20 protein-coding genes and 1 pseudogene are annotated in these 23,232 nt (G+C 65.7%); 7 read left to right on the top strand and 14 right to left on the bottom strand.

Going from position 1 to position 23,232, the window contains the following annotated elements; genetic code table 11:
• On the top strand, positions 1 to 956 hold a 956-nt coding region (locus ACRDU5_RS18635), incomplete at its 5' end, for a DNA polymerase IV (RefSeq protein WP_526616200.1).
• On the opposite strand, the gene ACRDU5_RS18630 is transcribed toward ACRDU5_RS18635, so the two are convergent.
• Both ACRDU5_RS18630 and ACRDU5_RS18625 read right to left on the bottom strand, forming a co-directional pair.
• Complete coding sequence (locus tag ACRDU5_RS18630) at positions 950 to 1,816, bottom strand: SDR family oxidoreductase (RefSeq protein ID WP_526616199.1); 867 nt, start codon at positions 1,814 to 1,816, stop codon at positions 950 to 952. The two genes, ACRDU5_RS18635 and ACRDU5_RS18630, sit on opposite strands and share 7 nt — an antisense overlap.
• 10 nt (positions 1,817 to 1,826) lie before the next feature.
• Positions 1,827 to 2,456 carry a TetR/AcrR family transcriptional regulator gene (locus tag ACRDU5_RS18625; RefSeq protein ID WP_526616198.1) on the bottom strand — a complete coding sequence of 210 codons (630 nt, stop codon included), beginning with the start codon at positions 2,454 to 2,456 and terminating at the stop codon, positions 1,827 to 1,829.
• A 117-nt stretch (positions 2,457 to 2,573) separates the two neighbouring features.
• On the opposite strand from ACRDU5_RS18625, the gene ACRDU5_RS18620 reads away from it, so the two are divergent.
• Positions 2,574 to 4,055: a cytochrome P450 gene (locus ACRDU5_RS18620; RefSeq protein ID WP_526616197.1), complete on the top strand. Its 1,482-nt coding sequence runs from the start codon at positions 2,574 to 2,576 to the stop codon at positions 4,053 to 4,055.
• A 7-nt stretch (positions 4,056 to 4,062) separates the two neighbouring features.
• Here ACRDU5_RS18620 and ACRDU5_RS18615 read toward each other — a convergent pair whose 3' ends face one another.
• Both ACRDU5_RS18615 and ACRDU5_RS18610 read right to left on the bottom strand, forming a co-directional pair.
• Positions 4,063 to 5,130, bottom strand: coding sequence for a phosphotransferase family protein (locus tag ACRDU5_RS18615; protein ID WP_526616196.1), 1,068 nt, complete (start codon positions 5,128 to 5,130; stop codon positions 4,063 to 4,065).
• A gap of 12 nt (positions 5,131 to 5,142) precedes the next feature.
• Positions 5,143 to 5,913, bottom strand: a complete 771-nt coding sequence (locus tag ACRDU5_RS18610) for a methyltransferase domain-containing protein (protein WP_526616205.1) — start codon at positions 5,911 to 5,913, stop codon at positions 5,143 to 5,145.
• Between the two features lie 185 nt (positions 5,914 to 6,098).
• Here ACRDU5_RS18610 and ACRDU5_RS18605 point away from each other — a divergent pair, with 185 nt between their 5' ends.
• Positions 6,099 to 6,773, top strand: coding sequence for a winged helix-turn-helix transcriptional regulator (locus ACRDU5_RS18605; RefSeq protein WP_526616195.1), 675 nt, complete (start codon positions 6,099 to 6,101; stop codon positions 6,771 to 6,773).
• 28 nt (positions 6,774 to 6,801) lie between these two features.
• Entirely contained in the window at positions 6,802 to 8,187 is a 1,386-nt protein-coding gene (locus tag ACRDU5_RS18600; protein WP_526616193.1) for an MFS transporter, read from the top strand.
• Positions 8,188 to 8,212: 25 nt separating this feature from the next.
• Here the strand turns inward: ACRDU5_RS18600 and ACRDU5_RS18595 are convergent, their stop codons facing one another.
• Positions 8,213 to 8,980: an SDR family NAD(P)-dependent oxidoreductase gene (locus ACRDU5_RS18595; RefSeq protein ID WP_526616192.1), complete on the bottom strand. Its 768-nt coding sequence runs from the start codon at positions 8,978 to 8,980 to the stop codon at positions 8,213 to 8,215.
• A 99-nt stretch (positions 8,981 to 9,079) separates the two neighbouring features.
• Between ACRDU5_RS18595 and ACRDU5_RS18590 the strand changes: the two genes are divergently transcribed.
• Positions 9,080 to 10,600, top strand: coding sequence for a molybdopterin-dependent oxidoreductase (locus ACRDU5_RS18590; protein WP_526616190.1), 1,521 nt, complete (start codon positions 9,080 to 9,082; stop codon positions 10,598 to 10,600).
• A gap of 5 nt (positions 10,601 to 10,605) precedes the next feature.
• Here ACRDU5_RS18590 and ACRDU5_RS18585 read toward each other — a convergent pair whose 3' ends face one another.
• On the bottom strand, positions 10,606 to 10,836 hold the full coding sequence (locus ACRDU5_RS18585; protein ID WP_526616189.1) for a hypothetical protein: 231 nt from the start codon (positions 10,834 to 10,836) through the stop codon (positions 10,606 to 10,608).
• A 49-nt stretch (positions 10,837 to 10,885) separates the two neighbouring features.
• On the opposite strand from ACRDU5_RS18585, the gene ACRDU5_RS18580 reads away from it, so the two are divergent.
• Positions 10,886 to 12,421 carry an ATP-dependent DNA ligase gene (locus ACRDU5_RS18580; protein WP_526616188.1) on the top strand — a complete coding sequence of 512 codons (1,536 nt, stop codon included), beginning with the start codon at positions 10,886 to 10,888 and terminating at the stop codon, positions 12,419 to 12,421.
• A 3-nt stretch (positions 12,422 to 12,424) separates the two neighbouring features.
• Here ACRDU5_RS18580 and ACRDU5_RS18575 read toward each other — a convergent pair whose 3' ends face one another.
• The 6 genes from ACRDU5_RS18575 to ACRDU5_RS18550 form a co-directional block, all read right to left on the bottom strand.
• Positions 12,425 to 13,315: a carbohydrate ABC transporter permease gene (locus tag ACRDU5_RS18575; protein WP_526616187.1), complete on the bottom strand. Its 891-nt coding sequence runs from the start codon at positions 13,313 to 13,315 to the stop codon at positions 12,425 to 12,427.
• On the bottom strand, positions 13,312 to 14,202 hold the full coding sequence (locus ACRDU5_RS18570) for a carbohydrate ABC transporter permease (protein ID WP_526616185.1): 891 nt from the start codon (positions 14,200 to 14,202) through the stop codon (positions 13,312 to 13,314). Before ACRDU5_RS18570 ends, ACRDU5_RS18575 begins: the two co-directional genes overlap by 4 nt.
• Positions 14,203 to 14,204: 2 nt before the next feature.
• Entirely contained in the window at positions 14,205 to 15,245 is a 1,041-nt protein-coding gene (locus ACRDU5_RS18565) for an ABC transporter ATP-binding protein (protein WP_526616184.1), read from the bottom strand.
• A 9-nt stretch (positions 15,246 to 15,254) separates the two neighbouring features.
• Positions 15,255 to 16,667: an ABC transporter substrate-binding protein gene (locus ACRDU5_RS18560; RefSeq protein ID WP_526616183.1), complete on the bottom strand. Its 1,413-nt coding sequence runs from the start codon at positions 16,665 to 16,667 to the stop codon at positions 15,255 to 15,257.
• Positions 16,668 to 16,772: 105 nt separating this feature from the next.
• Positions 16,773 to 18,011, bottom strand: a complete 1,239-nt coding sequence (locus ACRDU5_RS18555; protein WP_526616181.1) for a cytochrome P450 — start codon at positions 18,009 to 18,011, stop codon at positions 16,773 to 16,775.
• A complete protein-coding gene (locus ACRDU5_RS18550) occupies positions 18,008 to 19,060 on the bottom strand; it encodes an LLM class F420-dependent oxidoreductase (protein WP_526616180.1) in 1,053 nt (350 codons plus the stop codon). The genes ACRDU5_RS18555 and ACRDU5_RS18550 overlap by 4 nt, the downstream gene beginning before the upstream one ends.
• An 84-nt stretch (positions 19,061 to 19,144) precedes the next feature.
• Here ACRDU5_RS18550 and ACRDU5_RS18545 point away from each other — a divergent pair, with 84 nt between their 5' ends.
• A complete protein-coding gene (locus ACRDU5_RS18545; RefSeq protein ID WP_526616179.1) occupies positions 19,145 to 20,641 on the top strand; it encodes an acyl-CoA carboxylase subunit beta in 1,497 nt (498 codons plus the stop codon).
• Positions 20,642 to 20,643: 2 nt separating this feature from the next.
• Here ACRDU5_RS18545 and ACRDU5_RS18540 read toward each other — a convergent pair.
• A pseudogene (locus ACRDU5_RS18540) lies at positions 20,644 to 21,568 on the bottom strand (alpha/beta hydrolase).
• A complete protein-coding gene (locus ACRDU5_RS18535) occupies positions 21,565 to 23,187 on the bottom strand; it encodes a flavin-containing monooxygenase (RefSeq protein WP_526616204.1) in 1,623 nt (540 codons plus the stop codon). The pseudogene ACRDU5_RS18540 and the gene ACRDU5_RS18535 overlap by 4 nt, the downstream one beginning before the upstream one ends.
• Between the last annotated feature and the right edge of the window lie 45 nt (positions 23,188 to 23,232).

Genomic DNA, 23,232 nt, shown 5'->3' with positions numbered 1-23,232 from the left:
TCGGCGGCAACGGCGATCCCATGGAGCCGCGCAAGGTCGTCACGTGCGCGTCATATCCGGCACGCGAGTTCGGTGTGCACGCCGGCATGCCGCTGCGGACCGCGGCGCGCAAGTGCCCGGACGCGACCTTCCTGCCGTTGGATACGGCCGCCTACGACGTGGCCTCCGACGAGGTGATGAGCCTGCTGCGCGATCTCGGCCACCTAGTGGAGGTGTGGGGCTGGGATGAGGCGTACGTCGGCGCTGACCTCGAGGATTCCGACAACCCGATCCGCCTGGCCGAACGGATCAGGGAAGTCATCGACGCGGAAACAAACCTTTCGTGTTCGGTCGGCATCAGCGACAACAAGCAGCGCGCCAAGGTGGCCACCGGGTTCGGCAAGCCGGCCGGCATCTATCAGCTGACCGACGCCAATTGGATGGCGGTGATGGGCGACCGCGACGTCAACGCGTTGTGGGGAGTGGGCCCGAAGACCGCCAAAAAGCTTGCCGGACTGGGCATTACCACGGTCGCCGACCTCGCCGCGACCGATGCCACGCTGCTCACCTCGACGTTCGGGCCGACCACCGGTTTGTGGATCCTGCTGCTGGCCAAGGGCGGTGGCGATACCAACGTCAGCGCCGAGCCGTGGGTGCCGCGCTCGCGCAGTCACGTCGTCACCTTCCCCCGCGACCTGACCGATCGTGCCGAAATCGACTCGGCCGTGGTCGAACTCGCCCGCCAGACGCTTGCCGAGATCGTGGACCAGGGTCGAGTGGTAACCCGGGTGGCCGTAACGGTGCGCACCAAGACGTTCTTCACCCGAACCAAGATCCGCAAGCTCCCGTCGGTGACCACTGATTCCGATGTCATCACCCAGACGGCCTTGGACCTCCTCCATCTCTTCGAACTCGACCGGCCGATCCGGCTGCTCGGCGTGCGACTGGAATTGGCGCCACCAGAAGGCGGCTACTGATCGATGCTCTTCGCCGGCCGCAGCGCACGGGAGAACAACACGTTGACCTGTCGCATCGCGAGGCTGTAGGGCCACCAGGCAACCCGTTTGAACGCATAGAGCGCGCGGATGTCCGGCGACGTGTAGATCAGGAACCGGTTGCGGCGCACACCGCGCAGGATCTTGTCGGCGACGTGCTCCGGCGACACCGCGTGACCGCTGAACCGGTCGGTCCATCGCTGCACGTTGGGGTCCTCGCGGTCCACCCCGGCAATCTGAACCGTTTGCACCAGCGGGGTTTTCACCGGCCCAGGTACCACAACCGACACTCCGATGCCGTACCGGGCCAAGTCGAAGCGCAGCACCTCCGAGAGTCCGCGCAGACCGTACTTGCTTGCGCTGTAAGCGGCATGCCACGGTAGCGCCACCAAGCCGGCGGCCGATGACACGTTGACCAGGTGGCCACCGCTGCGGGCGGCGAGCATGGGCGGCACGAACGTCTCGATCACGTGGATCGGTCCCATCAGGTTGATGGCGATCATCGACTTCCAGTGATCGTGGGTGAGCTGGTCGACCGTCCCCCAAGCGGACACCCCGGCGATGTTCATCACCACATCCATTGCCGGATGGTTGGCGTGGATGTGCTCGGCGAAGGCGGCCACCTCGTCGTAGTCAGAAATGTCGAGAACGCGATGCTCGGCTACCTGCGCGCCGAGGGCGCGCGCATCGGCGACTGCCTTCTCCAGCCCCTCGGCGTCCCGGTCGGTCAGGTACAACTCGGCGCCCTGGGCGGCCAGCTTCAGCGCGGTCGCGCGTCCGATGCCGCTGGCGGCCCCGGTGAGAAAGCAACGCTTACCGCTAAAGCCGCTCGTCTGCGCCATGGCGGTGACCTTACCGTCGGGTATCGCCGCCCCAGAGCGCGCATAGCCACAACCGCTCGACGATCTCGACGGCCCGCGCCGGATCTTCACCCCGGCCCACGAACGCGCTGTCGTGGGTCAGCGTCATCGCCGTGGTCGCCGCCAGCGTGCGCACCAACCCGCGCAGGTCCTTGGAGATCGGTTGCGCATCGGCGTCCTGCTCGAGCAGCGTCACGATCTTCTCCTCGACGCTGTCGTAGAAGTCGTCCATCATCTCGCGGATCTGCGTGTCGGTATTGCGCGCGACCGCGCAGGCCGTCATCACCGGGTCGTTGCTGGCGTACACGGCAGCGGCGCTGCCCACCATTCGCTTCGCGAAGTCCGACGGCGTCTCGCCGGGCTCGCGCGGCGCGAAGTGGTGCGTCAGCTTGTCGAGCTCTTCGCTCGCGTCGCCGAGGATCACCGCCAGCACGGCGTACTTGGAGTCGAAGTAGAAGTAGAAGCCGGACCGGGCGACGCCGGCCCGCTCGCTGATGGTGCTGACGGACAGATCGGCGAAGGACCTCTCTTCGAGGAGCTCGCGGACCGCGGCGACGATCGCGTCTCGCTGCCGATCACCTCGGCTGCGACGAATCTCTGGTGACGCGGATTCGGCGGCCATGGCGGTAGACCTTTTCATCACGAGTCGTCGGGACAAAACTTGACAGGCGTCAAGTGAGACTATCAGGATAGAGGCCCGAGTGACGTCAAACACAGCCTCATCAGCTCAGGAGCATTGATGGCGACCATCAGCACCAAGGACTATCTGCTCGACCGGGCAAAGCGCCGGTTCACGCCGTCGGTCACCAACTTTCCCGGCATGGGCCTAGTCGAGAAGCGTCTGCTCAATACGGCCTTCCCCGAGATCACCCTGGACGGTCCCCCGCCGGGCAGCGACCTCAAGGCAGTGATCGGCGACAAGGGCCTGCCGATCATCGGACACCTGATCGAGCTGTTCCGCGGCGGACCCGACTATCTGCTGCACATGTACCGCAAGCGCGGGCCCGTCCAGTACTCGTACTCGCCGGCGCTGCAGGCGGTCGCGGCCCTCGGCCCCGACGCCGCCCAGGTGGTCTACTCCAACCGCAACAAGGACTTCTCGCAGCAGGGCTGGGTGCCGGTGATCGGGCCGTTCTTCCATCGCGGTCTGATGCTGCTCGATTTCGACGAGCACATGTTCCACCGGCGGATCATGCAGGAGGCGTTTGTCCGCTCCCGGCTGGCCGGCTACACCGAGCAGGTCGACAAGGTCGTCTCGCAGGTGATCGCCAACGACTGGGTGGCCAACGACGCCCGCTTCCTGCTCTATCCAGCGATGAAGGAGCTCACCCTCGACATCGCCTCGATGGTGTTCATGGGCCACGAGCCCGGCAGCGACCACGAACTGGTGACCAAGGTGAATAAGGCGTTCACCACGACGACCCGCGCGGGCAATGCGGTCATCCGTACCAGCGTTCCGCCGTTCACCTGGTGGCGCGGCCTGCAGGCGCGCAAGCTACTCGAGAATTACTTCGCCGAGCGGGTCAAGGAGCGCCGCGGCAAGGATGGCTCCGACCTGCTGACCGTGTTGTGCCAGACCGAGGACGAGGACGGCAACAGTTTCTCCGATGACGACATCGTCAACCACATGATCTTCCTGATGATGGCCGCCCACGACACGTCGACATCGACCGCGACCACGATGTCCTACTACCTGGCCGCCAACCCGGAGTGGCAGAACCGGTGCCGCGACGAGTCCGACCGGCTCGGCGACGGCCCGCTGGACATCGACTCGCTGGAGAAGCTGGAAACGCTCGATCTTGTGATGAACGAGTCGATCCGGATGGTCACGCCCGTGCAGTGGGCGATGCGGCAGACGGTGCGGGATACCGACCTGCTGGGTTACTACCTACCCAAGGGCACCAACGTGATCGCCTACCCCGGCATGAACCACCGGCTGCCGGAGATCTGGACCGACCCGGAGAAGTTCGATCCGGACCGGTTCGACGAACCGCGTAGCGAGCACAAGCGGCACCGGTACGCCTACACCCCGTTCGGCGGCGGCGCGCACAAGTGCATCGGCATGGTTTTCGGCCAGCTCGAGGTGAAGACGATCATGCACCGGCTGCTCCGCAAGTACCGGCTCAAGCTACCCCGGCCGGGTTATCAAGCAAAGTGGGACTACGGCGGCATGCCGGTGCCGATGGACGGCATGCCGATCGTGCTGCGGCCCCTGCGCTAACCTACGGTTAGGTCAGCTCAAATGGGCTGTCGCCCTTGGCGACCCGAGTCCCCATATCGATCAGATTCTGGGCGTTCGCATGTAGGCGCTCGCCGGCGTCTCTGCTCGCCTGCCCGATCAGGTAGCGAGACCAGGTGCCCTCGATGACGATGCCGAGCTTGAAGCACGCCATCGCGATATACCAATCCAGCCTCGATGTCTTGCGACCCCCGGCGGCCCAGTAAGCCTCAAGCAGTTCACTCCGGCTTGCCAGTCCGCCGAGCGCAGCCAGCTCCGCCCCCGCCGTGATCGCATCGGTTTCCAGCGGCCAACAGATCAACATCCAACCGAGATCGAGTAGCGGGTCGCCGACGGTGCACATCTCCCAGTCGACGAACGCCGCCAACTCCGGCCTGTCCCGGCGAAGCAGAACATTGCTCAGATGCGGATCGCCGTGCAGGATTCCCGGCTCGCCGTCCGGCGGGCGGGTGGACTGCAACCACTCCGCGAGGTCGGTGACTGCCAGCGATTCGGGCTCATATTTGTCGTGCCGATAGCTTTCCAGCAGCCGGAGAAACTGCGGAACCTGGCGCTCCAGAAAGGATCCCGGCCGCTTGAGCGCCGCGAGCGGTTTGCCCTCCCATGCGACGTTGCCCAGCAGCGCGAGGCTCGCGGCGTAGGACAGACCGACCTGGTGTCGCATGCCGGCGTCGCGGACATACGCCTCGGAGATCTCGCTGCCCGGGTTGAAGCCGTCGACCTCTTCCATCAGGTAGAACACCACTCCGAGCACGTCGAGGTCGTCGCAACCGGCGATGAAGCCGGGGTGCGGCACCGTGGTGCCGGCGAGTGTGCGCAGCGCCGCGATCTCCCGCAGCATCGTCTTGTCACTGGTCGGCCGCGGGTGCAGGGGTGGGCGCCTGAGCACCATGGGACGCCCGTCGACATGCAACCGCACCACGATGTTCTGGGTACCGCCGGTCAGCGGCTCGACATCGGTGACGGTCGACCCGATGCCCTCTTGTCGCACCCAGCGCTGCACGGCAGCCTGGTCGGCGTCGCTCAGTGTCGGCAGCTGCTGCGCGTCGTCGGGCATACCGACATGGTGTCAGGCCTTGCGCGCCGTCAACAGCAGGTACTCCCACTGCATGGTGTCCGAGTCGCTCAGGAAGCCGTCGCCGATCCGCTCGATGTCGGCGTCCAGCGCGGCGATCCGGTCGGCATCGGCCTCGATATTGCGGTACGCCGCGATCGTCGGCCCGTAGACGTTCTTGAAGTAGTCCCGAAACTCCGCGCCGGTGCCGAAGTGGTCGACAGTCAGCGTGCGGCGCTCGGTTTCCACATCGGTGACTCGATCGCCGAGCAGTGAGCGAACGTGGTCCTCCCGACCCCACAGCGGTGGCGGCTGCGCACCCGGCGGCGGGGGCGGCATGTACGGCTTCATGGTCATGAAAAGCTGACCGATATGACCCTCCGGTGTCCAGCTGAGCAGACCAATCCGGCCGCCCGGTTTGCACACCCGGATCAGCTCGCCCGAGGAACGCTCGTGAAACGGTGCGAACATCACGCCGATGCACGACATCACGACGTCGAATTCATTGTCGCCGAACGGTAATGCGTGGGCGTCGGCTTCACGCCATTCGAGTTCGACACCTCGTTCCGCGGCAGTGGCAGCGCCGGCCTGCAACAGCTCGGGGCACAGGTCGCTGGCGACGACGGTGGCCCCGGCCTGCGCGGCCGGGATGGCGGCGTTGCCGGTCCCGGCGGCCACATCCAGCACCCGGTCGCCGGGGCCGACGCGGCTGGCTTCCACCAACACCGGACCGAGTGGGGCCACCAGTTCGCTGGCGAGTTTGGGGTAGTCGCCGGTCGCCCACATGGCGCGATGTTTAGCGATCACCGCCTGATCGACGGTTGTTGATTCAGCTGTCACGTTGTTCTCCTCCGTTGGTGCCGCGTTGCGAAAATCGTCCGCCCTGCCGTCTCCGCTATCTAGTAGCAAATCTGTACCAGTACTGGTTCTATATCTGTACTGGAATGGGCCGACAGACGGAGGTGCTGAGGATGTCCGGATACGGCCAGTTCTGCCCGGTGGCCAAGGCCATGGAGCTACTCGACGAGCGGTGGACCATGCTGGTCGTGCGCGAACTGCTGCTCGGCAGTTCACACTTCAACGAACTGCGTCGAGGCGTGCCGAAGATGTCGCCGGCGCTGCTGTCGAAGCGACTGAAGTCGTTGACCCGGGCCGGCGTGGTGGAACGCGCCGAGATCGATGGCCGGACAACGTATTCGTTGACCCCATGCGGCAAGGAACTTGCCGATGTCGTCGACGCCCTGGGCGCCTGGGGCGTGCGGTGGATCGGCGAGCTGGGTGACGACGACCTGGATCCGCACCTGCTGATGTGGGATATGCGCCGGACCGTCCCGGTCGAGGCGTGGCCGCGGGGACGCACCACGGTGGCGTTTCAGCTCAGCGACGTGGCGCCGAAGGCGTCACGCTGGTGGATGGTGGTGGCCGACGGCGAGGCCGACGTGTGCGACTTCGATCCGGGCTACCAAGTGGCGGGCACGGTCGAAACCAGTCTGCGCACGCTCACCCGCATCTGGCGCGGCGACCTGGGGTGGTCGCACGCGCTGCTCGACGGCAGCGTCGCGGTGTCGGGGCCGTCCGACGTCCGTCGCGCCATCCCGTCGTGGATCGGTCAGAGTTCGGCGGCGGCGGTGCCGCGGCCGGCCTGAGCCGCGTCCACCGGAGGAGAGAACATCCATGAGCACGACAGAGGCCGACCTGGTCGACGGCGTTCCGCGTAGACGCATCGTCGTGGCGTCGATGGTCGGCACCACGATCGAGTTCTACGATTTCTACATCTATGCGACCGCCGCCGTGGCGGTGTTCCCGCACCTCTTCTTTCCCAAAGGGAATCCAACGGCTGCGTTGTTGGCGTCGCTGGCCACTTTCGGGTTGGCGTTCGTGGCCCGACCGCTGGGGTCGATCCTGTTCGGTCACTTCGGCGATCGAATCGGCCGCAAGACCACCCTGATCGGCTCGCTGCTGACGATGGGCATCGCGACATTCGTGATCGGCCTGCTGCCCACCTACCATCAGGTCGGCGTGCTGGCGCCGGCGCTGCTGGCGCTCCTGCGGTTCAGCCAGGGCCTCGCGCTCGGTGGCGAGTGGAGCGGCGCGGCGCTGTTGGCCACCGAAACCGCCAAACCCGGCAAGCGTGGGTGGGCCGCAATGTGGCCACAGTTGGGCGCGCCGTTCGGATTCTTGCTTGCCAACGGGATGTTCTTAGCGTTGGTCTTCTGGCTCGGCCACAACAACACCGACCCCGACCTGGACGGTGCGTTTCTCATCTGGGGTTGGCGAGTACCGTTCCTGCTGAGCGTAGTCATGGTGGCGATCGGACTGTATGTACGGCTGCGGCTGACCGAAACGCCGGTGTTCGTTCGAGCGCTGGAGCGCGGAGAACGCGTCCGCGCACCGCTGGCAGAAGTGTTCCGGACGAATTGGCGTCAGCTGATCACCGGCGCATTCGTGATGCTTGCGACCTACACACTCTTCTACATCGTGACGACATGGGCGCTGAGTTATGGCACCGGCAAGCGCCCGCCGAACGGTACGGGCCTGGGCTTCCGCTACGTCGACTTCCTGCAATTGCAGCTGATAACGATTTTGTTCTTCGCGGCGACGATACCCGTGGCCGGCATTCTGGCCGACCGGTTCGGCCGCCGACGAACGCTGCTGGTGATCACCGCGGTGATCATGGCCTACGGTGCCGCATTCGGACCGATGCTGGAACCCGACCGGGCGTCCACTGCCACGGTGCTCGGCTTCTTGGCCATTGGAATGACAATCATGGGCTTGACATTCGGCCCGATGAGCGCGGTGTTGCCGGAACTCTTCCCGACGAATGTGCGCTACACAGGGTCCGGAATCGCCTACAACTCTGCGAGCATCCTCGGTGCCGCTGTCGCACCGTTCATTGCTACGTGGCTTTCCACCACTTACAGGGTCGCCTGGGTGGGTCTGTATCTATTCATCGCTGCGACACTGAGTTTCGTGGCACTGCTGGTCATGCGTGAGACCAAGGACGTCTCGCTGGACACTCGCGTCGACGAACATGTCGGCGACGCGCTCCACCCCGGCTGACGTCGACAGCGTGACGCCGCGGTGCCTACTTAGGCGCGAACCGCTGGCCGGCATCCAGCCGGATGCACTGACCGTTGAGCATCGGGTTCTCCACGATCGCGAGCGCCAGCTTGGCGTACTCCTCCGGCCGGCCGAGGCGACGCGGGAACGCGGCGTCCTTGGTCAGGTTGGCGGCCATGTCCTCCGGGATGCCGGCGGTCAGCCCCGTCGCGAACAGGCTCGGGGCAATGGCCAGCACCCGGATTCCGAGGCTGCCGAGGTCGCGGGCCATCGTCAGGGACATCCCCGCGATGGCGGCCTTGGACGCCGTGTAGGCGACCTGGCCGATCTGTCCTTCGAACGCCGCGATCGATGACGTGTTGATGATGACGCCGCGCTCCTCGCCCTCGTCATCCACCGGCTCGTTCTTGCTCATGTGCGCCGCCGCCAGCCGACTGATGTTGAAGGTGCCGACGGTGTTGAGGTCCTGCACCTGACGGAAGATGTCGAGGTCGTGTGGTCCGTTCTTGGTCATGGTGCGCATGGCCGAGCCGCCACCCGCTGTGGTGACCGCGATGTGCAGTCCGCCGAGCCCGTCCACCGCCTGCGCAAGCACCTGCTCGGTGCCGGCGAAGTCCATGACGTCGACGGGATGAAACGCACCGCCGATTTCGTCGGCCACCTTCTGCCCGTCGCTGTTCGGCCGGTCCAGCACCGCGACACTCGCACCCCGCTTGGTCAGCGCTTCGGCGGTCGCCTTCCCGAAGCCCGACGCCCCGCCGACGATGACGGCCTTCTTCCCCGCGATCTCCATCTAGCTCCCTCTCAACACTGTGGTCGAACCGTCAAGCAACATATCTCATTGCGCATTCGGTAAGCCTTTCGGGCCGTCTCAGACGAGTACCTTGGCGACATGACCGCACGCGGTAGGCCACTGGCCGGTATTGCCGCTGCCGCGGTGGCGCTCGGCGTGACCCAGCTGCTGGCCGCTTTCGTCGGTCCCGGGGCCGACGCCCGTACCGCCGTCGGGTCGGCCGTCATCGACCTGACTCCCGGGCCGGTCAAGGAGTGGGCGATCCAGACGTTCGGCATGGCCGACAAATTGGTGCTGTCGGTTCTGGTGCTGGTGGTGATCGCGGTGATCGCCGCACTCACCGCGACATGGGAGACGCGCCGTGTCCCGGTGGGCAGCGCCGCGATCGTCGCGGCCGGGATCGCCGGTTGCGTGGCGGTGCTGTCGCGCGCCGGTGCGACAACCGCCGACATCGTGCCGACAGTGGTGGGTACCGCATGCGGAGTTGCGGTGCTGCGCCTGCTCATTTTTGTACGATTCACCGACGAACAGGATGAGCCCGACACTGTCGACCGCGGCCGGCGGTTGTCCTTGGTGACGTTGGGATTCCTCGGCGCCGGCGCGCTCACCGGCGTGGCCGGCGTCGTGCTGTCCCGCCTGATGACGTCGGTGGCCGGTGACCGCGAGGCGTTCGCGTTGCCGGCGGTGGACGTCGGCGCGACGCCGGTGCCGCCGACGGTGCAGCCCAAAGGTGTTGCGCTGCCATCATTCATCACCAGCAATACCGACTTCTACCGGATCGACACCGCGTTGAGCGTCCCACAGCTGAGCCGCACCGATTGGCAGCTGAATATTCACGGCATGGTGGACCGCGAGATAACCTACCGCTTCGAGGATCTGGAGCGGTTCGACGTCGTGGAGAAGGTCGTGACCCTGACCTGCGTGTCCAACCCCGTCGGCGGAGATCTCATTGGGAACGCCAGCTGGACGGGCTACCGGGTACGGGATGTGTTGGCGGGCGCGGGTATTCATCGTGACGCCGATATGGTGTTGTCCACGTCGATCGACGGGTTTACGGTCGGCACTCCCGTCGACGCGCTCACCGACGGTCGCGACGCGCTGCTGGCCATCGGAATGAACGGCGAGCCGCTGCCCACCCAACACGGCTACCCCGCGCGGCTGGTCGTGCCCGGCCTGTACGGCTACGTGTCGGCCACCAAGTGGGTCGTCGACCTCGAAGTGACGCGTTTCGACCGGGCACAGGCGTATTGGACACGGCTGGGCTGGTCAGCACGCGGGCCGATCAAGACCGAATCGCGCATCGACGTGCCGCGCAGCGGCCAGAACGTCGCCCGTGGGCCGGTGACGTTCGGCGGTGTCGCCTGGGCGCAGAACCGCGGCGTGCGCGCCGTCGAGGTGCGTATCGATGACGGCGACTGGCAGCCGGCACAGCTGGGTGCGAGCTATTCCAACGACACCTGGCGGCTGTGGAGCTTCCCGTGGCGGGCCGAAAGCCCGGGCGCGCACACGATCACGGTGCGCGCGACCGACAACACCGGGGAAGTTCAGACATCCGAGCAGGCCGACCCGGTTCCCGACGGCGCCACCGGCTGGCACACGGTTTCGTTCGCCGTGCAGTGATGGGGTTAGGACTGCGGCGGAGGCGCCGGGGGAATCGGGGTGCACAACCCGGTCTGGGTATTCAGAAACTTGCCGGGCAGGCAGAACGGGGCGCAACCGTTGGTGACGCCGACCTCCCCGGGCGGGCACGCCGAGCTGGCGGCCGGTGAGGTGACCGTGATGGCCGCCATCGGGGCAGCGGCCAGTGCCGCCACGAACAGCGCCGCAGTCACAAGCCTTCGCAATGGGTGCGTCATGGGCATTCAGTCTAGGCGCGATGTCTGACCTCCGTGCAACGGTTGAAGCGTGCTGCTGATCGACATCGCGAGGGCATCGACCGAGGTCGGCGCCGCGTCGGCGCGGCTGGCCAAGATCGCCCGGATCGCCGAACTGCTCGCGCGGGCCGGTGAACGGGGCGACGAGAGGCTGGTCGCCGTTGTCGTGTCATGGCTTTCCGGTGAGTTGCCGCAGCGGCAGATCGGCGTGGGGTGGGCCGCGTTGCGCTCGCTGCCGGCGCCCGCACCGCAGCCGACGCTCACCGTCGCGGCCGTCGACGCCGCGTTCACCGAGATCGGCATGGTCGCGGGCAAGGGCTCACAGGCCCGGCGGGCGGGACTGGTCGCGGAGCTGTTCGCCGCGGCGACCGAGGCCGAGCAGACCTTTCTGCGCCGGCTGCTGGGCGGCGAACTGCGGCAGGGCGCCCTGGCGGGGGTGATGGCAGACGCGGTCGCCAGGGCCGCCGGGGTGCCCGCCACGACGGTGCGGCGCGCGGCGATGCTCGGCGGCGACCTGCCCGCCGTCGCGGCTGCGGCACTGACCGGCGGAGAATCGGCGCTCGCGGACTTCACGCTCCGGGTGGGACGGCCGGTCGGACCGATGCTGGCCCAAACCGCGCCCGGCGTCGGCGAAGCACTCGAACGCCTTGGCGGTGAAGGCGTTTTCGAGGCCAAGCTGGACGGTGCCCGGGTACAGATCCACCGCACGGGCGACGACGTGTCGATCTACACCCGCAGCCTCGACGACGTCACCGGGCGCTTGCCCGAGGTGGTCGAGGCGACACTCGCGCTTCCGGTCACCGATCTCATCGCCGACGGCGAGGCGATCGCGCTACGTGCCGACGGACGCCCGCACCGGTTCCAGGTCACCGCGTCGCGCTTCGGGCGAGCGGCCGCCGGTGCCGCACAGCCCCTTTCGGTGTTCTTCTTCGACATCCTGCATCTCGACGGCGCCGATCTGCTCGACGAACCCACCGCGAACCGGCTGTCGGCCCTGGACGCGATCGTTCCGGCAATTCAGCGGGTCGACCGGCTGGTCACATCGGACGCCGAGGCGGCGCAGCGGTTCTTGGAGGTGACGCTGGCCGCCGGGCACGAGGGCGTGATGGCGAAGTCGCCGACGGCGCCATACGAGGCGGGCCGACGTGGCGCCGGCTGGTTGAAGGTGAAGCCGGTGCATACCCTCGACCTCGTCGTGCTGGCCGTCGAGTGGGGGTCGGGCCGGCGCACCGGCAAGCTGTCCAACATTCACCTCGGCGCACGCGACCCCGCGACCGGCGAATTCGTCATGCTCGGAAAGACTTTCAAGGGGATGACGGACGCGATGCTTCAGTGGCAAACCGCTCGATTCACCGAACTGGCGGACGGGCCGACCGATGAGTGGGTCGTTAAGCTGCGGCCCGAGCAGGTTGTCGAGATCGCGTTCGACGGCGTGCAGACCTCGTCGCGCTATCCCGGCGGCATGGCGCTGCGCTTCGCGCGGGTGCTGCGCTACCGGGACGACAAGAGCCCCGCCGAAGCCGACACCATCGACATGGTGCGGGCGCTCTACGAGCGCGGCGGATAACCATCAACCCTTGACGGCGCCCTGGGTGAAACCGGCGATGAACCGGTCCAGGAAAAGGTTGAATACCAGCGCGATCGGCACCGCGACCAGCACAGTGGCCGCCTGCAATGACTGCCAGAACAACACGTCGCCACGGACGAGTTCGGTTGGTATGCCGGTCGAGATGACCTTCTCGTCGCTCGGCGAGATGAAGGCGAGCGCGTAGATGAACTCACTTGCGGTGAGCGTGAAGGCGAACACGATCACCGCAACTATGCCGGGAAATAGCAGCGGCACGACGACCCGGACGAGTGCCCCGACCCGGCTGTAGCCGTCGATCATCGCCTGCTCCTCGATGTCGGGTGGGATCGACTTCAGGAAGCCGATCAGCAGCCATACCGACACCGGCACCGTGATCGTCGGGTAGACCAGCACCAGCGACCAGGTCGAGTCCTGAAGCCCGAGCGCCACGACCACCCGCGACATCGATAGGAACAGCAGGCTGGCGGGAATCAAATAGACGAAGAAGATCGCGATGCCCATCCAGCTCGACCACGGACCGGCCAGGCGCGCCAGGCTGTACGCCGCGGGCAGGCTCAACGCGAGGGTGATCGCCACGACCACGGCGCCCACCCACAGCGTGTTCCAGGCGAACGTCGGAAACGGGGTTTCGGCGAGCAGCATGCGCAGGTGGTCGATCGTCGGGCGCACGTTGTAGACGAACGGATTATTGTCGGGCCGGTACAGGTCCTGGTCGTGTTTGAACACGGTGATCACCGACCAGACGAAGGGTCCGGCACCGATCAGCGCGAATAGAATTGCGGTGAAATACAACGAGACTCGCCGCGCCGCCGCTTGGCGGGCGAACCGTTTGCGGTCGGTATCTGTGACGTGCAGTGTGGCAGTTCCGCTCACGACACCTCCAGTCGTCGTACCACCCGCAGGATGCCGATCGCGGCGGCGAGCAGCAGCGGAAACAGGAACAGCGCGATCGCCGCGCCCTGCCCGATGTCGCTGCCGGCGATGCCGCGGTAGAACGCCCAACTGGTCAGCACCTGCGTGGCGTTGTTCGGTCCACCCGCAGTGAGCACGTAGACCACCGCCATGTCGGTAAACGTGAAGATCGCGCCGAACAGCCCTGCGATCGCGATCACCGGCGCGGCCAGCGGGATGGTGATCTCGAACATCCGCCGCCAGTACCCGGCCCCGTCCACCTCGGCCTGCTCACTGATCTCCCTGGGGATCGCCAGCAGGCCGGCCATCGTAATCACCGCGGCCAACGGAACCAGTCGCCAGACGTGCACGGCGATGACCGACGCCATCGCCAGCGTCGGCTGGCCCAGCCAGTACACATTGGCATCGATGAGTCCCAACTGCCGGAGCACCCAGTCGATCGGCGAGAACACCGAGTCCAGCAACCACTTCCACGACAACGTGGACAGCGCCACCGGCGTCGTCCAGGGCAGCAGTACGAGAAATCGGACCACCCACTTGCCCCGGAAGTCGGCGATCAGGATGTTCGCCAGGATCTTTCCGAACACGACGATCAACGTCATCGAGATCGCGGTGAAGACCAGCGTATTGCGCATCGACTGCCAGAACACCGGATCGTCGAAGATCGCCCGGAAGTTGCGCAGGCCGACCCAGTCGATGCTGGGGTCGCCGGCGGTCACGTCGGAGAAGCTGAAGGCGATCGCCATCAGGAACGGGATCCCGACCAGGGCCACGATGAAAATCACCGCGGGCAGCAGGAAGATCCACGTCAGCAGCCCATCCCGGTCGGCGAGCTTGATGTCCGACATCGCTAGTGTCCCAACCGGATCGGCTCGGTGCGCAGCCCCGATTCCGCGTCGAAGAACCGCATTCGCTGTGCCGGTACAGCGAATGCGTGGGTTTCGCCGACCGCAATCTGGGTGGGGACGGTGGCGGGCAGCCGCGCGATGACCCGCGACGATTCGTCGCCGACCGACACCGTGCCGTAAATGTGCCGATCTCCCGACAGGTACTCCATACGCTCGACCTGGAGCGTGAACTCGGCGCGGTCGGGATCCGAGAAGTTCTCCACCGGCAGCAGGTGCTCGGGCCGAAACCCCAGGAGGACATTCCCCCGCGGCACCAAGTTCATCGGCGGTGCGCCGATGAACGTCGCGACGAAGGTGTCGGCTGGATCGTCGTAGACCTCGCTCGGCTTGCCGATCTGGCGGACCTGGCCGGCAGACATGACAGCGATGCGATCGCCGAGGCCCATCGCTTCGACCTGGTCGTGCGTCACGTAGATCGTCGTGGTACCGATCTCCTGCTGAAAGCGTTTCAGGTCGTCGCGAGCGCTGGCGCGTAGCTTGGCGTCGAGGTTGGACAACGGCTCATCGAGTAGAAAGACCGTGGGTTCGCGAACCAGCGCACGCGCCAACGCCACCCGCTGGCGTTCGCCACCGGACAGCTGGCGGGGCCTGCGGGACAACAAATGTGGGATGGCGAGCAGATCTGCGGCCCAGCGCGCTCGCTCCTCCCGCGCGGCCTTGTCCATGCCGATCGCACGCAGCGGAAAGACGATGTTTGCCTGCACGGTCTTGTGCGGGTAGAGCGCGTAGCTCTGGAACACCATGGCGATCTTTCGTGCGCGCGGCGGCAGACCGGTCACGACGTGGCCGTCGATCAGCACATCGCCAGACGTCGGCTGCTCGAGCCCCGCTATGGTGCGCAACAAGGTGGTCTTGCCGCATCCCGACGGGCCGAGCAAGACTAGGTATTCACCTTCATTGGTGGCCAGATCGATGCCGTCTAGCGCGGGCGCCTGGCCATCGTCGAACACCTTGCGTAGACCTCGGACCTCGACGATTGCCATGGGTGATTCTCAGCCGCCACCGATCAGTCCCTCGTTGCGCCACTTGTCGAAGATCGGCCTGATCTGTGCTTCGGCGTCGGCAACGGCCTGCTGCGGGTTCATTTCGCCGCGCGCGGCTTTCGCGAACATGTTCGGGATGATGAAGGTCGCGTAGACCTCTCCCTCTGCGGTGCTGGCCGGCCCCGGATATCCGACGTTGGTGCTCCAGTCCGTCGCATTCTTCAGCATGGAGAGCTTGTTGGCGGGCTCGGCGCCGTAGGGATCGTTGTCCAGCCACGCGTCGAGGTTGGGCACCGAGTCCGGGAAGGCGGGGAAGTCGTACAGCTTGGAGTTCCAGGTGACCTGCGCGCTGTTGTCGGTGTAGTAGAGCAGGAACTCCTTGGCCGCGTCCGGATTCGCCGCGTGGTCGGGAATGATCCAGTTGTACATGACGTGGCTGGCGACCCGGGCGTCGCGCGGTCCGCGCAGCGCCGGGGTGAAGAACGTGTCATTGGCGATGACGGGGTTGCTCTCCTGCGAGGTGCGCCAGGCCGAGATGGAATTGAGGATGTAGGACAGCTCGCCGGCGACCAATCCCTGGTTGTTGGATGCGGCGTCCCAGGCGAACACCTCCGGCGTCATGGCCCGCTGGTAGAGGTCGGTCATGTACGCCACTGCGTTAACGGCATCTGGCGAGTTGATCACGACGTTCTCGTTCGCGTCCTGGATCGAGGCGCCGAAGGACCACAGCAGCGCACGGCCGGCCATGTTGGAGTCGATCTCCTGGGACATGCCGATCCCGACTGGGACGCCCTGGAGGTTCTTGATCTCCGTTCCGCCGGCGAGCAGCTCTTCGTAGGTGGACGGCCCGTTCGGCAGACCGACCGGTTCCCACATGCTGCCGCGGTAGTCGCCGGGGTCGGGAACCCACGCGGGTGTGTACGCAAACCATTTGTTCGTGGTCGGGTTGTAGCTGGACTTGCGGCACAGGTCGAGTTGCTCGCCGTGCCGCCTGCCGGCCTCATCGACCACGTCGGCGAGGTCCAGGCAGCTGCGCTCGAACTGCGGCACCGGAGCGATGTGCAGGATCAGATCGTGCCCCTGCCCGGCCTGGATCTCGGCATTGGTGCGTGGGACGAGTTCGGCGTAGTTGATGTGGTCGACGGTGACGTTCACGCCGACCTTGCTGCCCCACTCCTTGGCCCACGGATCGAACCATGTGTCGTGGGCCGGGACGAAGTGGCTCCACATCAGAATGCTCAGGTTGCCGGAAAGCGGCGATGCGGGTGGGATGAACTGCGTGCTCGGTTCCCCGGTTGCGGGCGCCGTCGGAGCCTCGTGCGGTTCCTCTCCGCACGACGCAACGGCCGTACCGGCGAGCACCAGCCCCGACGTTTGTAGAAACCTCCGCCTATTGAGGCCGTACATCGCAGTCCTGATCATTCGCTGGAGCCTCCGTTCGGCGGTGTGGGTGTGTGCCGCGTCACACTGTAGTCCGGCTGCATTGTCGTCGTCGACGATGCGAACCGGTGCGAGGAACTCGGGCGACTAAGGCTTCACCGCGTAACGGACCGGCAGGTGTTTGAGCCCGCCGACGAAGATGGTCGCGATGTGCTGAGGATCGCCGCTCAGCTCGATCGATTCCAGTCGCGGCAGCAGCTCGGTGAAGAAGCTGGTGACCTCCATCCGCGCCAACGCCGCGCCGAGGCAGAAGTGCACGCCATAGCCAAACGCGTTGTGCTTGTTGGTTTCACGGCCGACATCGAACCGAAACGGATCGTCGAAGACGTCTTCGTCGCGATTGGCCGATGCATACGACAGCAGCACCGCCTCCCCCGCGGCGATCCGGACACCGCGAACCGTGGTGTCTTCGCGCGCGGTGCGCATGAACTCCTTGACCGGAGTGACCCAGCGGATCATCTCCTCGGTGGCCAACGGCATCAGATCCAAGTCGGCGCGCAACCGTTCTCGTTGGTCCGGGTTCTCGATCAGCGCCTGCAGACCACCGGAGATCACGGCGCTGGTGGTGTCATGACCGGCTGTGGCGATGATGAGGTAGTACGACACCGTGTCGATGTCGGACAGTGGCTCGCCGTCGATCTTGGCATTGGCGATGGCCGATGCCAGATCTTCGGTCGGGTTCGCACGCCGCGATGCCGTCAGCGTGTTGAAGTACTCGAACATCTCGAGAAGCACGCTCATCTGTTCCTCTTTCGAGGTGCCGCGCTGAAACTCCGAATCGTCACTGCCGAACAGTTCCTGGGTGTATTTCAGCATTCGAGGGAAGTCGGATTCGGGCAGGCCGAGCATCGACATGATCACGTACAGCGGATAATTCACCGCGACTTCTTGCACGAAGTCACATTCCGGGCCGACCGCCACCATGTGGTCGACATACCGATTCGCGAGCTCATCGATGCGGATCTTGAGCGCCCGCATGGCTTTCGGGCGGAACCAGTCAGCCCCGATGGCCCGCACCGCGCGATGCTCGGGATCATCCATGTGGATCAGGGTGCTGACACCGATGGCGGCCTGTTGCTCATCACCCTCCACGGTCACCAGTACCGGGCGCGGCGAGTTGGTGAACAATGTGTTGGCACGCTCGATATCCATGATGTCAGCGTGCTTGGTGATCGCCCAGAACGGCCGATAGTCCGGAACATCCACCCACGCGACCGGGGCGTTGGCTCGTAGATGAGCGAACGCGGCATGAAGTTTCGCCTCGTCGGCGTACGCCTGGGGATCTGCGAACACCTTGGCTGCCTCATCCATAATCCGTGTGCTCATGGGCCGCTCCTCACAGATGCATTTGGCCGGCGCAGTTCCTGCAGCACGGCGCTGACGGTGTCCTCGCTCACCGAGGACGGAAAGCCCACCAGCACACGATCAATCAAGCCGGCGCAGCGATCACGGATCTTGCTCGCCACCTCGTCTAGAGGCGCGACGACCGCGAACGCGTCGAGGACCTCGTCGTCGATCAGGTTGCCCATGGCGTCCCACTCCCCCTGCAGGCTCAGACGGTGCAGCTCGTCATGCAACTCCCCCCAGCCGTGCAGGTCGAGAACCTTGCGGTACGCGGGAGTTGAACCGTAGAACGCGATCTGCTTGCGCGTGCCGGCGGCGCTGGCAGCCAGCTGATCCTCGTTGTCGCCCGTCACCACGAAGATCGGAGCGGACAGCTGGAACTCGCTTCGCTTGCGACCCGAGCGGTCCATACCCCGAAGCAACGCCGGCGTCGTCACCTCTTCGAAGTAGCGCTTCGTCGTAAAGGCGTGTGCGAGCATGCCGTCGGCGACCTCGCCGCACATCTCGGTCATCGCGTCGCCGACCGCGGCGACGAAGACCTTCGGGAAGGCGTACGGCTGCGGGTCGGGGGTGAACATCGGCGTCATGATCTTGTGGGTGTAGAAGTCGCCCTCGAAACGTAGCTTCGTGCCGGCCCGCCAACACGACCAGATCTCGCGCAGCGCCAGCACGAACTCGCGCATCCGCGGCACCGGCCGGCTCCACGGCATGCTGAACCGCTTCTCGATGTGCGGCTTGATCTGCGAGCCCAGACCCAGGATGAAGCGGCCCTGCGAATACTCCTGCAGATCCCACCCGACGTTGGCGACGGTCATCGGATTCCGCGCGAACGCCACGGCGATGCTCGTCCCGAGCTCGATGGTCGTTGTGTGTTCGGCGGCCAGCACCAGCGGCAGGAAGGGGTCGTGGTTGATCTCGGCTGTCCAGCAGCAGTCGTATCCCCGTCGTTCCAGCGTGCGCGCCGACTTCGCCACGTTGGCGAGCTGGCTGGAGACGGCCCCGTCGACCTTGAGGCCGCCGCGGTCACCCATACGTGAGGACGCTACAGTAAGCAATTCAGTATGGTCAACGTGAACATCGTGGTGCGACGATCGGCTTTCGACGTTAGGAAGCGAATGACGAACGAGCAGGATTGGAAGGAGACGCTCGAAGACCTCGATCTTCGGCGTCGGCGCTCCCGGGCGATGGGCGGGCCGGAGCGGCTCGCCAAGCACCACGGCACGGGCAAGCTGGACGCCCGCGCCCGGCTCGAGCACCTTCTCGACCCTGGTTCGTTCCGCGAATTCGGCACGCTTGTCGGCGGCGATATCGCGGCCGACGGGATCGTCGCCGGCTCCGGGCTGATCGACGGGTCACCGGTGATGGTGGGCGCGGAGGACTTCACCACCCTGGCCGGCAGCATCGGGCCGGGCGGCAACTCGAAGCGCTACCGACTGGCCGAGTTGGCGCTGCGCGACAGAATCCCGCTGGTGATGCTGCTGGAAGGGGCCGGCTTTCGGCCCTCCGGCGAGCATTACGGGCGCTCACCCACCGATCTGCTGGCTCAGGCGCAATGCTCGGGCCGGGTGCCGACGATCTCGGCGGTTCTCGGTCCGTCCGCCGGGCACGGCGCTCTGGTCGCGCCGGTATGCGACTGGACCATCATGAGCCGTCAGGGCGCGATATTCACCGCGGGTCCGCCCGTCGTGAAAGAGTCCACGGGCGAAGAGATTTCGAAGGAGGATCTCGGCGGACCGAACGTCGCCCTCGCAAGCGGCGTCATCCACAACCTGGCCGACGACGACGCAGCCGTCCTGGACGACGTCCGCCGCTACCTGTCGTACTTTCCGCTCAGCGCGTGGTCCTATCCGACGTCACGGGATCCCGACGAGAACAGCGAACCGCGGCTGACACCCGAACTGCTCGACATCGTTTCCCGCGACAACCGGCGCGTCTACGACATGCGCGCGGTGCTCGATGTGGTGTTCGACCGGCCCGACTGGTTCGAGGTACAGCCGAAGTTCGGGCCGGCAATCATCTGCGGCCTCGCCCATCTCGGCGGACACCCCGTCGCCGTTGTCGCCAATCAACCGAAGGTGCTGGCCGGGTCGATCGACGCCGCCGCCGCCGACAAGGCGGCTCACTTCATCACGGTGGCAGACTCCTTCCATCTGCCAATCGTTTTCCTGGCCGACAACCCGGGGATGCTGCCCGGCAGTCGCTCCGAGAAGACCGGTGTGCTGCGCAGCGGCGCACGCATGTTCGCCGCTCAGACCGCGGCGACGACGCTGAAGCTGCACGTGACGCTGCGAAAGGCGTACGGCTTCGGCTCCATGGTCATGTCCCTGCTGGGGTTCGACAACCAGGGCGCAACGTTCGCGTACCCGGGCGCGACGATGGGAGCAATGAGTGCGGCCGCCCTGAGCCGGGCCTCGCACGCCGACGAAGACGCCGAAGCGAAACTTCGAAAGGCGGAGGTCCAGGCGTCTTTTCGATCGGCGGGTCACCTCGGCTTCGACGATCTGATTCATCCCGAGGAGACCCGCAACGCGCTATTGGGCGCCTTGCAGCGCGGCGTGTACAGCAGGCAGGCGGTCGCCGAGCCGGTCAGCCGCACGGTGATAACGCCCTGACATCACTTCGACACCGCGGCGAGGAATCGCTCCGAGGTCGCCTGCACACGTCGGGAGAACAGGTGTCCCGCGTGGCTTCCGTCGTGCCAGTACAGTTGCCCGCCCCATCGCTCATGGAGCGTAAGGGCGGGCTCGCGCATCGCCATTCGGTCGTGCCAGGCGCCGACGATGAGCCGACGATGCGGCGGCGGCCACGGCTCGACCACCACGTGATCGACCACCGAGTTCAGCGTCGCCACAATCTCGGATTGCAGAAGATCCTTGGTGTCCCGCACCGACGGTCCCCATCGTCCGACGTGCTGAGCGATCATTGCGTTGAGCCCGAGGATCGGCGTGTACACCGCCACCGCGTCCACGTTTTCCAGATGCGACACCATTGCTGCCACCGGACTGCCCATCGATACCCCGGATACCGCAATAGTGGTGGACTGAGGTTTCAGCCAGCGCACAACGGCCCGGACTTCCGAGATGGCACGCATCATTCCTGCGACGTTGTTCAGCGGGTCCATGTTCGGATAGGGCGGCCACGCGGTGCGACGGATACCGTGGCCGGGCTGAACCGGCAAGGCGATATTGAAACCCAGCTCGTTCTGAATGCGCCGAGCGCGTGAGAACAGCAGATCGAGCGGTTGGCCCACCTTTCACCCGCAGGGGTTCTGGTTCGGCATGGGCGCCTGCGACACGAAGCTCCGACAATTCCTCGGCCGCTGCCGCGCAGGACGCCACCGATCGCTCCAGCCTCGGCGGTGGAGCGGTCAGCGTCATGCCCGTCAGGGCCAACTCGTCGCCAAACACCTCACCCAAGAGCCGAATACCACGCGGGGACAATGGCTTCCAGTCTCCGGACTGGGCGAGTGCCCCTTGAGCTCGCGGCAACACGCCCGCGAAATCCCGGCCGATCCGCCACAGGTGTTCGGATGTTCTCAATACGCGAGCTTGAACCCCGGGTATCCGGCGTCGGCGATCTCATCGCACCGCCGGCGATATTCCGGAAGCCCAGCGGTATAGCCCATATACATCCGTTTCTTGCCGGGGACATTGCCGCCGTTGTACCAGGAGTTGCAACTCGGGTGCATCAGCACGGTCGACGCGACCAGCGATGTGGTGTGCTCCATCCATTCGCGCTGCGCGTCTGGCAGTGCCTCGATGGTGCGGGAGTCATGTCTACGGAGGTACGAGATGCAGTCGGTGATCCACTCCACCTGCTGCTCGAGGGCGGCGACGAAGTTCGTTGCTACCGAGGTGCTTCCGGGCGCCTGAACGATGAAGAGGTTGGGGAACCCGGCCACCGCCAGCCCGAGATAGCAGAACGGGCCCTCGGTGGTCCAGAAGTCCCGCAGCGACATGGCGTTTCGACCCCGAATGTCAATGCGGGTGAGCGCGCCCGTCATGGCGTCAAAGCCGGTGGCGTAGATGATCACGTCTAGCGGGTAGGACCCGTGCTCGGTTCGAATGCCCCACGCCCTCACCCCAGAAATCGGGTCCTTGCGCAGGTCGACCAACGTCACGTTGTCGCGGTTGAAGGTCTCGTAGTAGCCCTGGTCGATGATCGGGCGCTTGCACCCGAAGGGATGGCTCGGCGTCAGCGCCGCGGCGGTCTCGGCGTCGTCGACGATCCGGGCGACGGCCTCGCCGTAGAGTTCGGCCGCCATCTGGTTGGCCTCGATGTCAAAGAAGACGTCACCCCAGTTCAGGGCTCCGATAACGCCCTTCTCCTCGATGGCGCGCAATTGCTCCGCACGCGAGGCCGACTTGAGCGGCGGGCTCTTGATCATCTCGAGCATCACGGAGAAGGCACTCAGTCGCGCGGCGCCCACCGGGTGTTGCCGCTGCGCGGCGCGGATCTGGTCGTAGTTGGACTTCATCTCGTCGAGCTCCCCGGGCTCGAATGCCCGCACCCGCCACGGCAGGGTGTAGGCCGGCGAGCGCTGGAACACCGTGAGGTGGCGAACTTGTTCGGCCACAACCGGAATCACTTGCACGCCGGTCGAGCCGGTGCCGATGACCCCGACTCGCTTACCGGTGAGGTCGACGCCCTCCCTGGGCCAGCGGCTGGTGAACAGCGAGATGCCCGCGAAGGTGTCCATCCCCGCGATGTCCGGTTCGAGCGGCGCCGACAGGATGCCGGAGGCGGCGATCACAAACGGGGCGGTGAACGATTCCCCGGCCGCCGTCTCGACGTCCCAAGCGGCGGCAGCCTCGTCGAACGTCATCGCGACGGCCTTGGTGTTGAATCTAATGTCGCGGCGCAGGTCCAGCCGGTCGGCAACGAAGTTGATATAGGCCTCGATCTCGGGCTGGGCGGGCATCGTCTCCGTCCACACCCACTCCTGCTGGATCTCGTCGGAGAAGCTGTAGGAGTACTCGATGCTCTCGATGTCGCACCGCGCACCCGGGTACCGGTTGAACAACCATGTCCCACCGACGTTGTCGGCCTGTTCCAGAATGACGGCGCGTATCCCGAGCTCGCGCAGCCGATGCAGTGCGTAGAGGCCGGAGAACCCGGCACCGATAACGATCGCGTCGAAGCCGGCAGAACTGGGCATGGTCACAGGTAGCACCTCACGTTCCCTGCTACGACAGATACTGTA

Source organism: Mycobacterium sp. (assembly GCF_050701515.1).
Lineage (GTDB): Bacteria > Actinomycetota > Actinomycetes > Mycobacteriales > Mycobacteriaceae > Mycobacterium.
The sequence above is the reverse complement of the archived record's forward strand: the minus strand, read 5'-3'. Positions and strand labels throughout refer to the sequence as shown.

Coding starts and splice junctions, on each gene's coding strand:
- ACRDU5_RS18565 (WP_526616184.1), bottom strand. CDS start 15,245: ATGGCAATCGTCGAGGTCCGAGGTCTACGCAAGGTGTTCGACGATGGC.
- ACRDU5_RS18570 (WP_526616185.1), bottom strand. CDS start 14,202: ATGTCGGACATCAAGCTCGCCGACCGGGATGGGCTGCTGACGTGGATC.
- ACRDU5_RS18535 (WP_526616204.1), bottom strand. CDS start 23,187: ATGCCCAGTTCTGCCGGCTTCGACGCGATCGTTATCGGTGCCGGGTTC.
- ACRDU5_RS18555 (WP_526616181.1), bottom strand. CDS start 18,011: ATGAGCACACGGATTATGGATGAGGCAGCCAAGGTGTTCGCAGATCCC.
- ACRDU5_RS18600 (WP_526616193.1), top strand. CDS start 6,802: ATGAGCACGACAGAGGCCGACCTGGTCGACGGCGTTCCGCGTAGACGC.
- ACRDU5_RS18625 (WP_526616198.1), bottom strand. CDS start 2,456: ATGGCCGCCGAATCCGCGTCACCAGAGATTCGTCGCAGCCGAGGTGAT.
- ACRDU5_RS18590 (WP_526616190.1), top strand. CDS start 9,080: ATGACCGCACGCGGTAGGCCACTGGCCGGTATTGCCGCTGCCGCGGTG.
- ACRDU5_RS18630 (WP_526616199.1), bottom strand. CDS start 1,816: ATGGCGCAGACGAGCGGCTTTAGCGGTAAGCGTTGCTTTCTCACCGGG.
- ACRDU5_RS18610 (WP_526616205.1), bottom strand. CDS start 5,913: ATGTGGGCGACCGGCGACTACCCCAAACTCGCCAGCGAACTGGTGGCC.
- ACRDU5_RS18560 (WP_526616183.1), bottom strand. CDS start 16,667: ATGATCAGGACTGCGATGTACGGCCTCAATAGGCGGAGGTTTCTACAA.
- ACRDU5_RS18615 (WP_526616196.1), bottom strand. CDS start 5,130: ATGCCCGACGACGCGCAGCAGCTGCCGACACTGAGCGACGCCGACCAG.
- ACRDU5_RS18620 (WP_526616197.1), top strand. CDS start 2,574: ATGGCGACCATCAGCACCAAGGACTATCTGCTCGACCGGGCAAAGCGC.
- ACRDU5_RS18605 (WP_526616195.1), top strand. CDS start 6,099: ATGTCCGGATACGGCCAGTTCTGCCCGGTGGCCAAGGCCATGGAGCTA.
- ACRDU5_RS18595 (WP_526616192.1), bottom strand. CDS start 8,980: ATGGAGATCGCGGGGAAGAAGGCCGTCATCGTCGGCGGGGCGTCGGGC.
- ACRDU5_RS18550 (WP_526616180.1), bottom strand. CDS start 19,060: ATGGGTGACCGCGGCGGCCTCAAGGTCGACGGGGCCGTCTCCAGCCAG.
- ACRDU5_RS18585 (WP_526616189.1), bottom strand. CDS start 10,836: ATGACGCACCCATTGCGAAGGCTTGTGACTGCGGCGCTGTTCGTGGCG.
- ACRDU5_RS18545 (WP_526616179.1), top strand. CDS start 19,145: ATGACGAACGAGCAGGATTGGAAGGAGACGCTCGAAGACCTCGATCTT.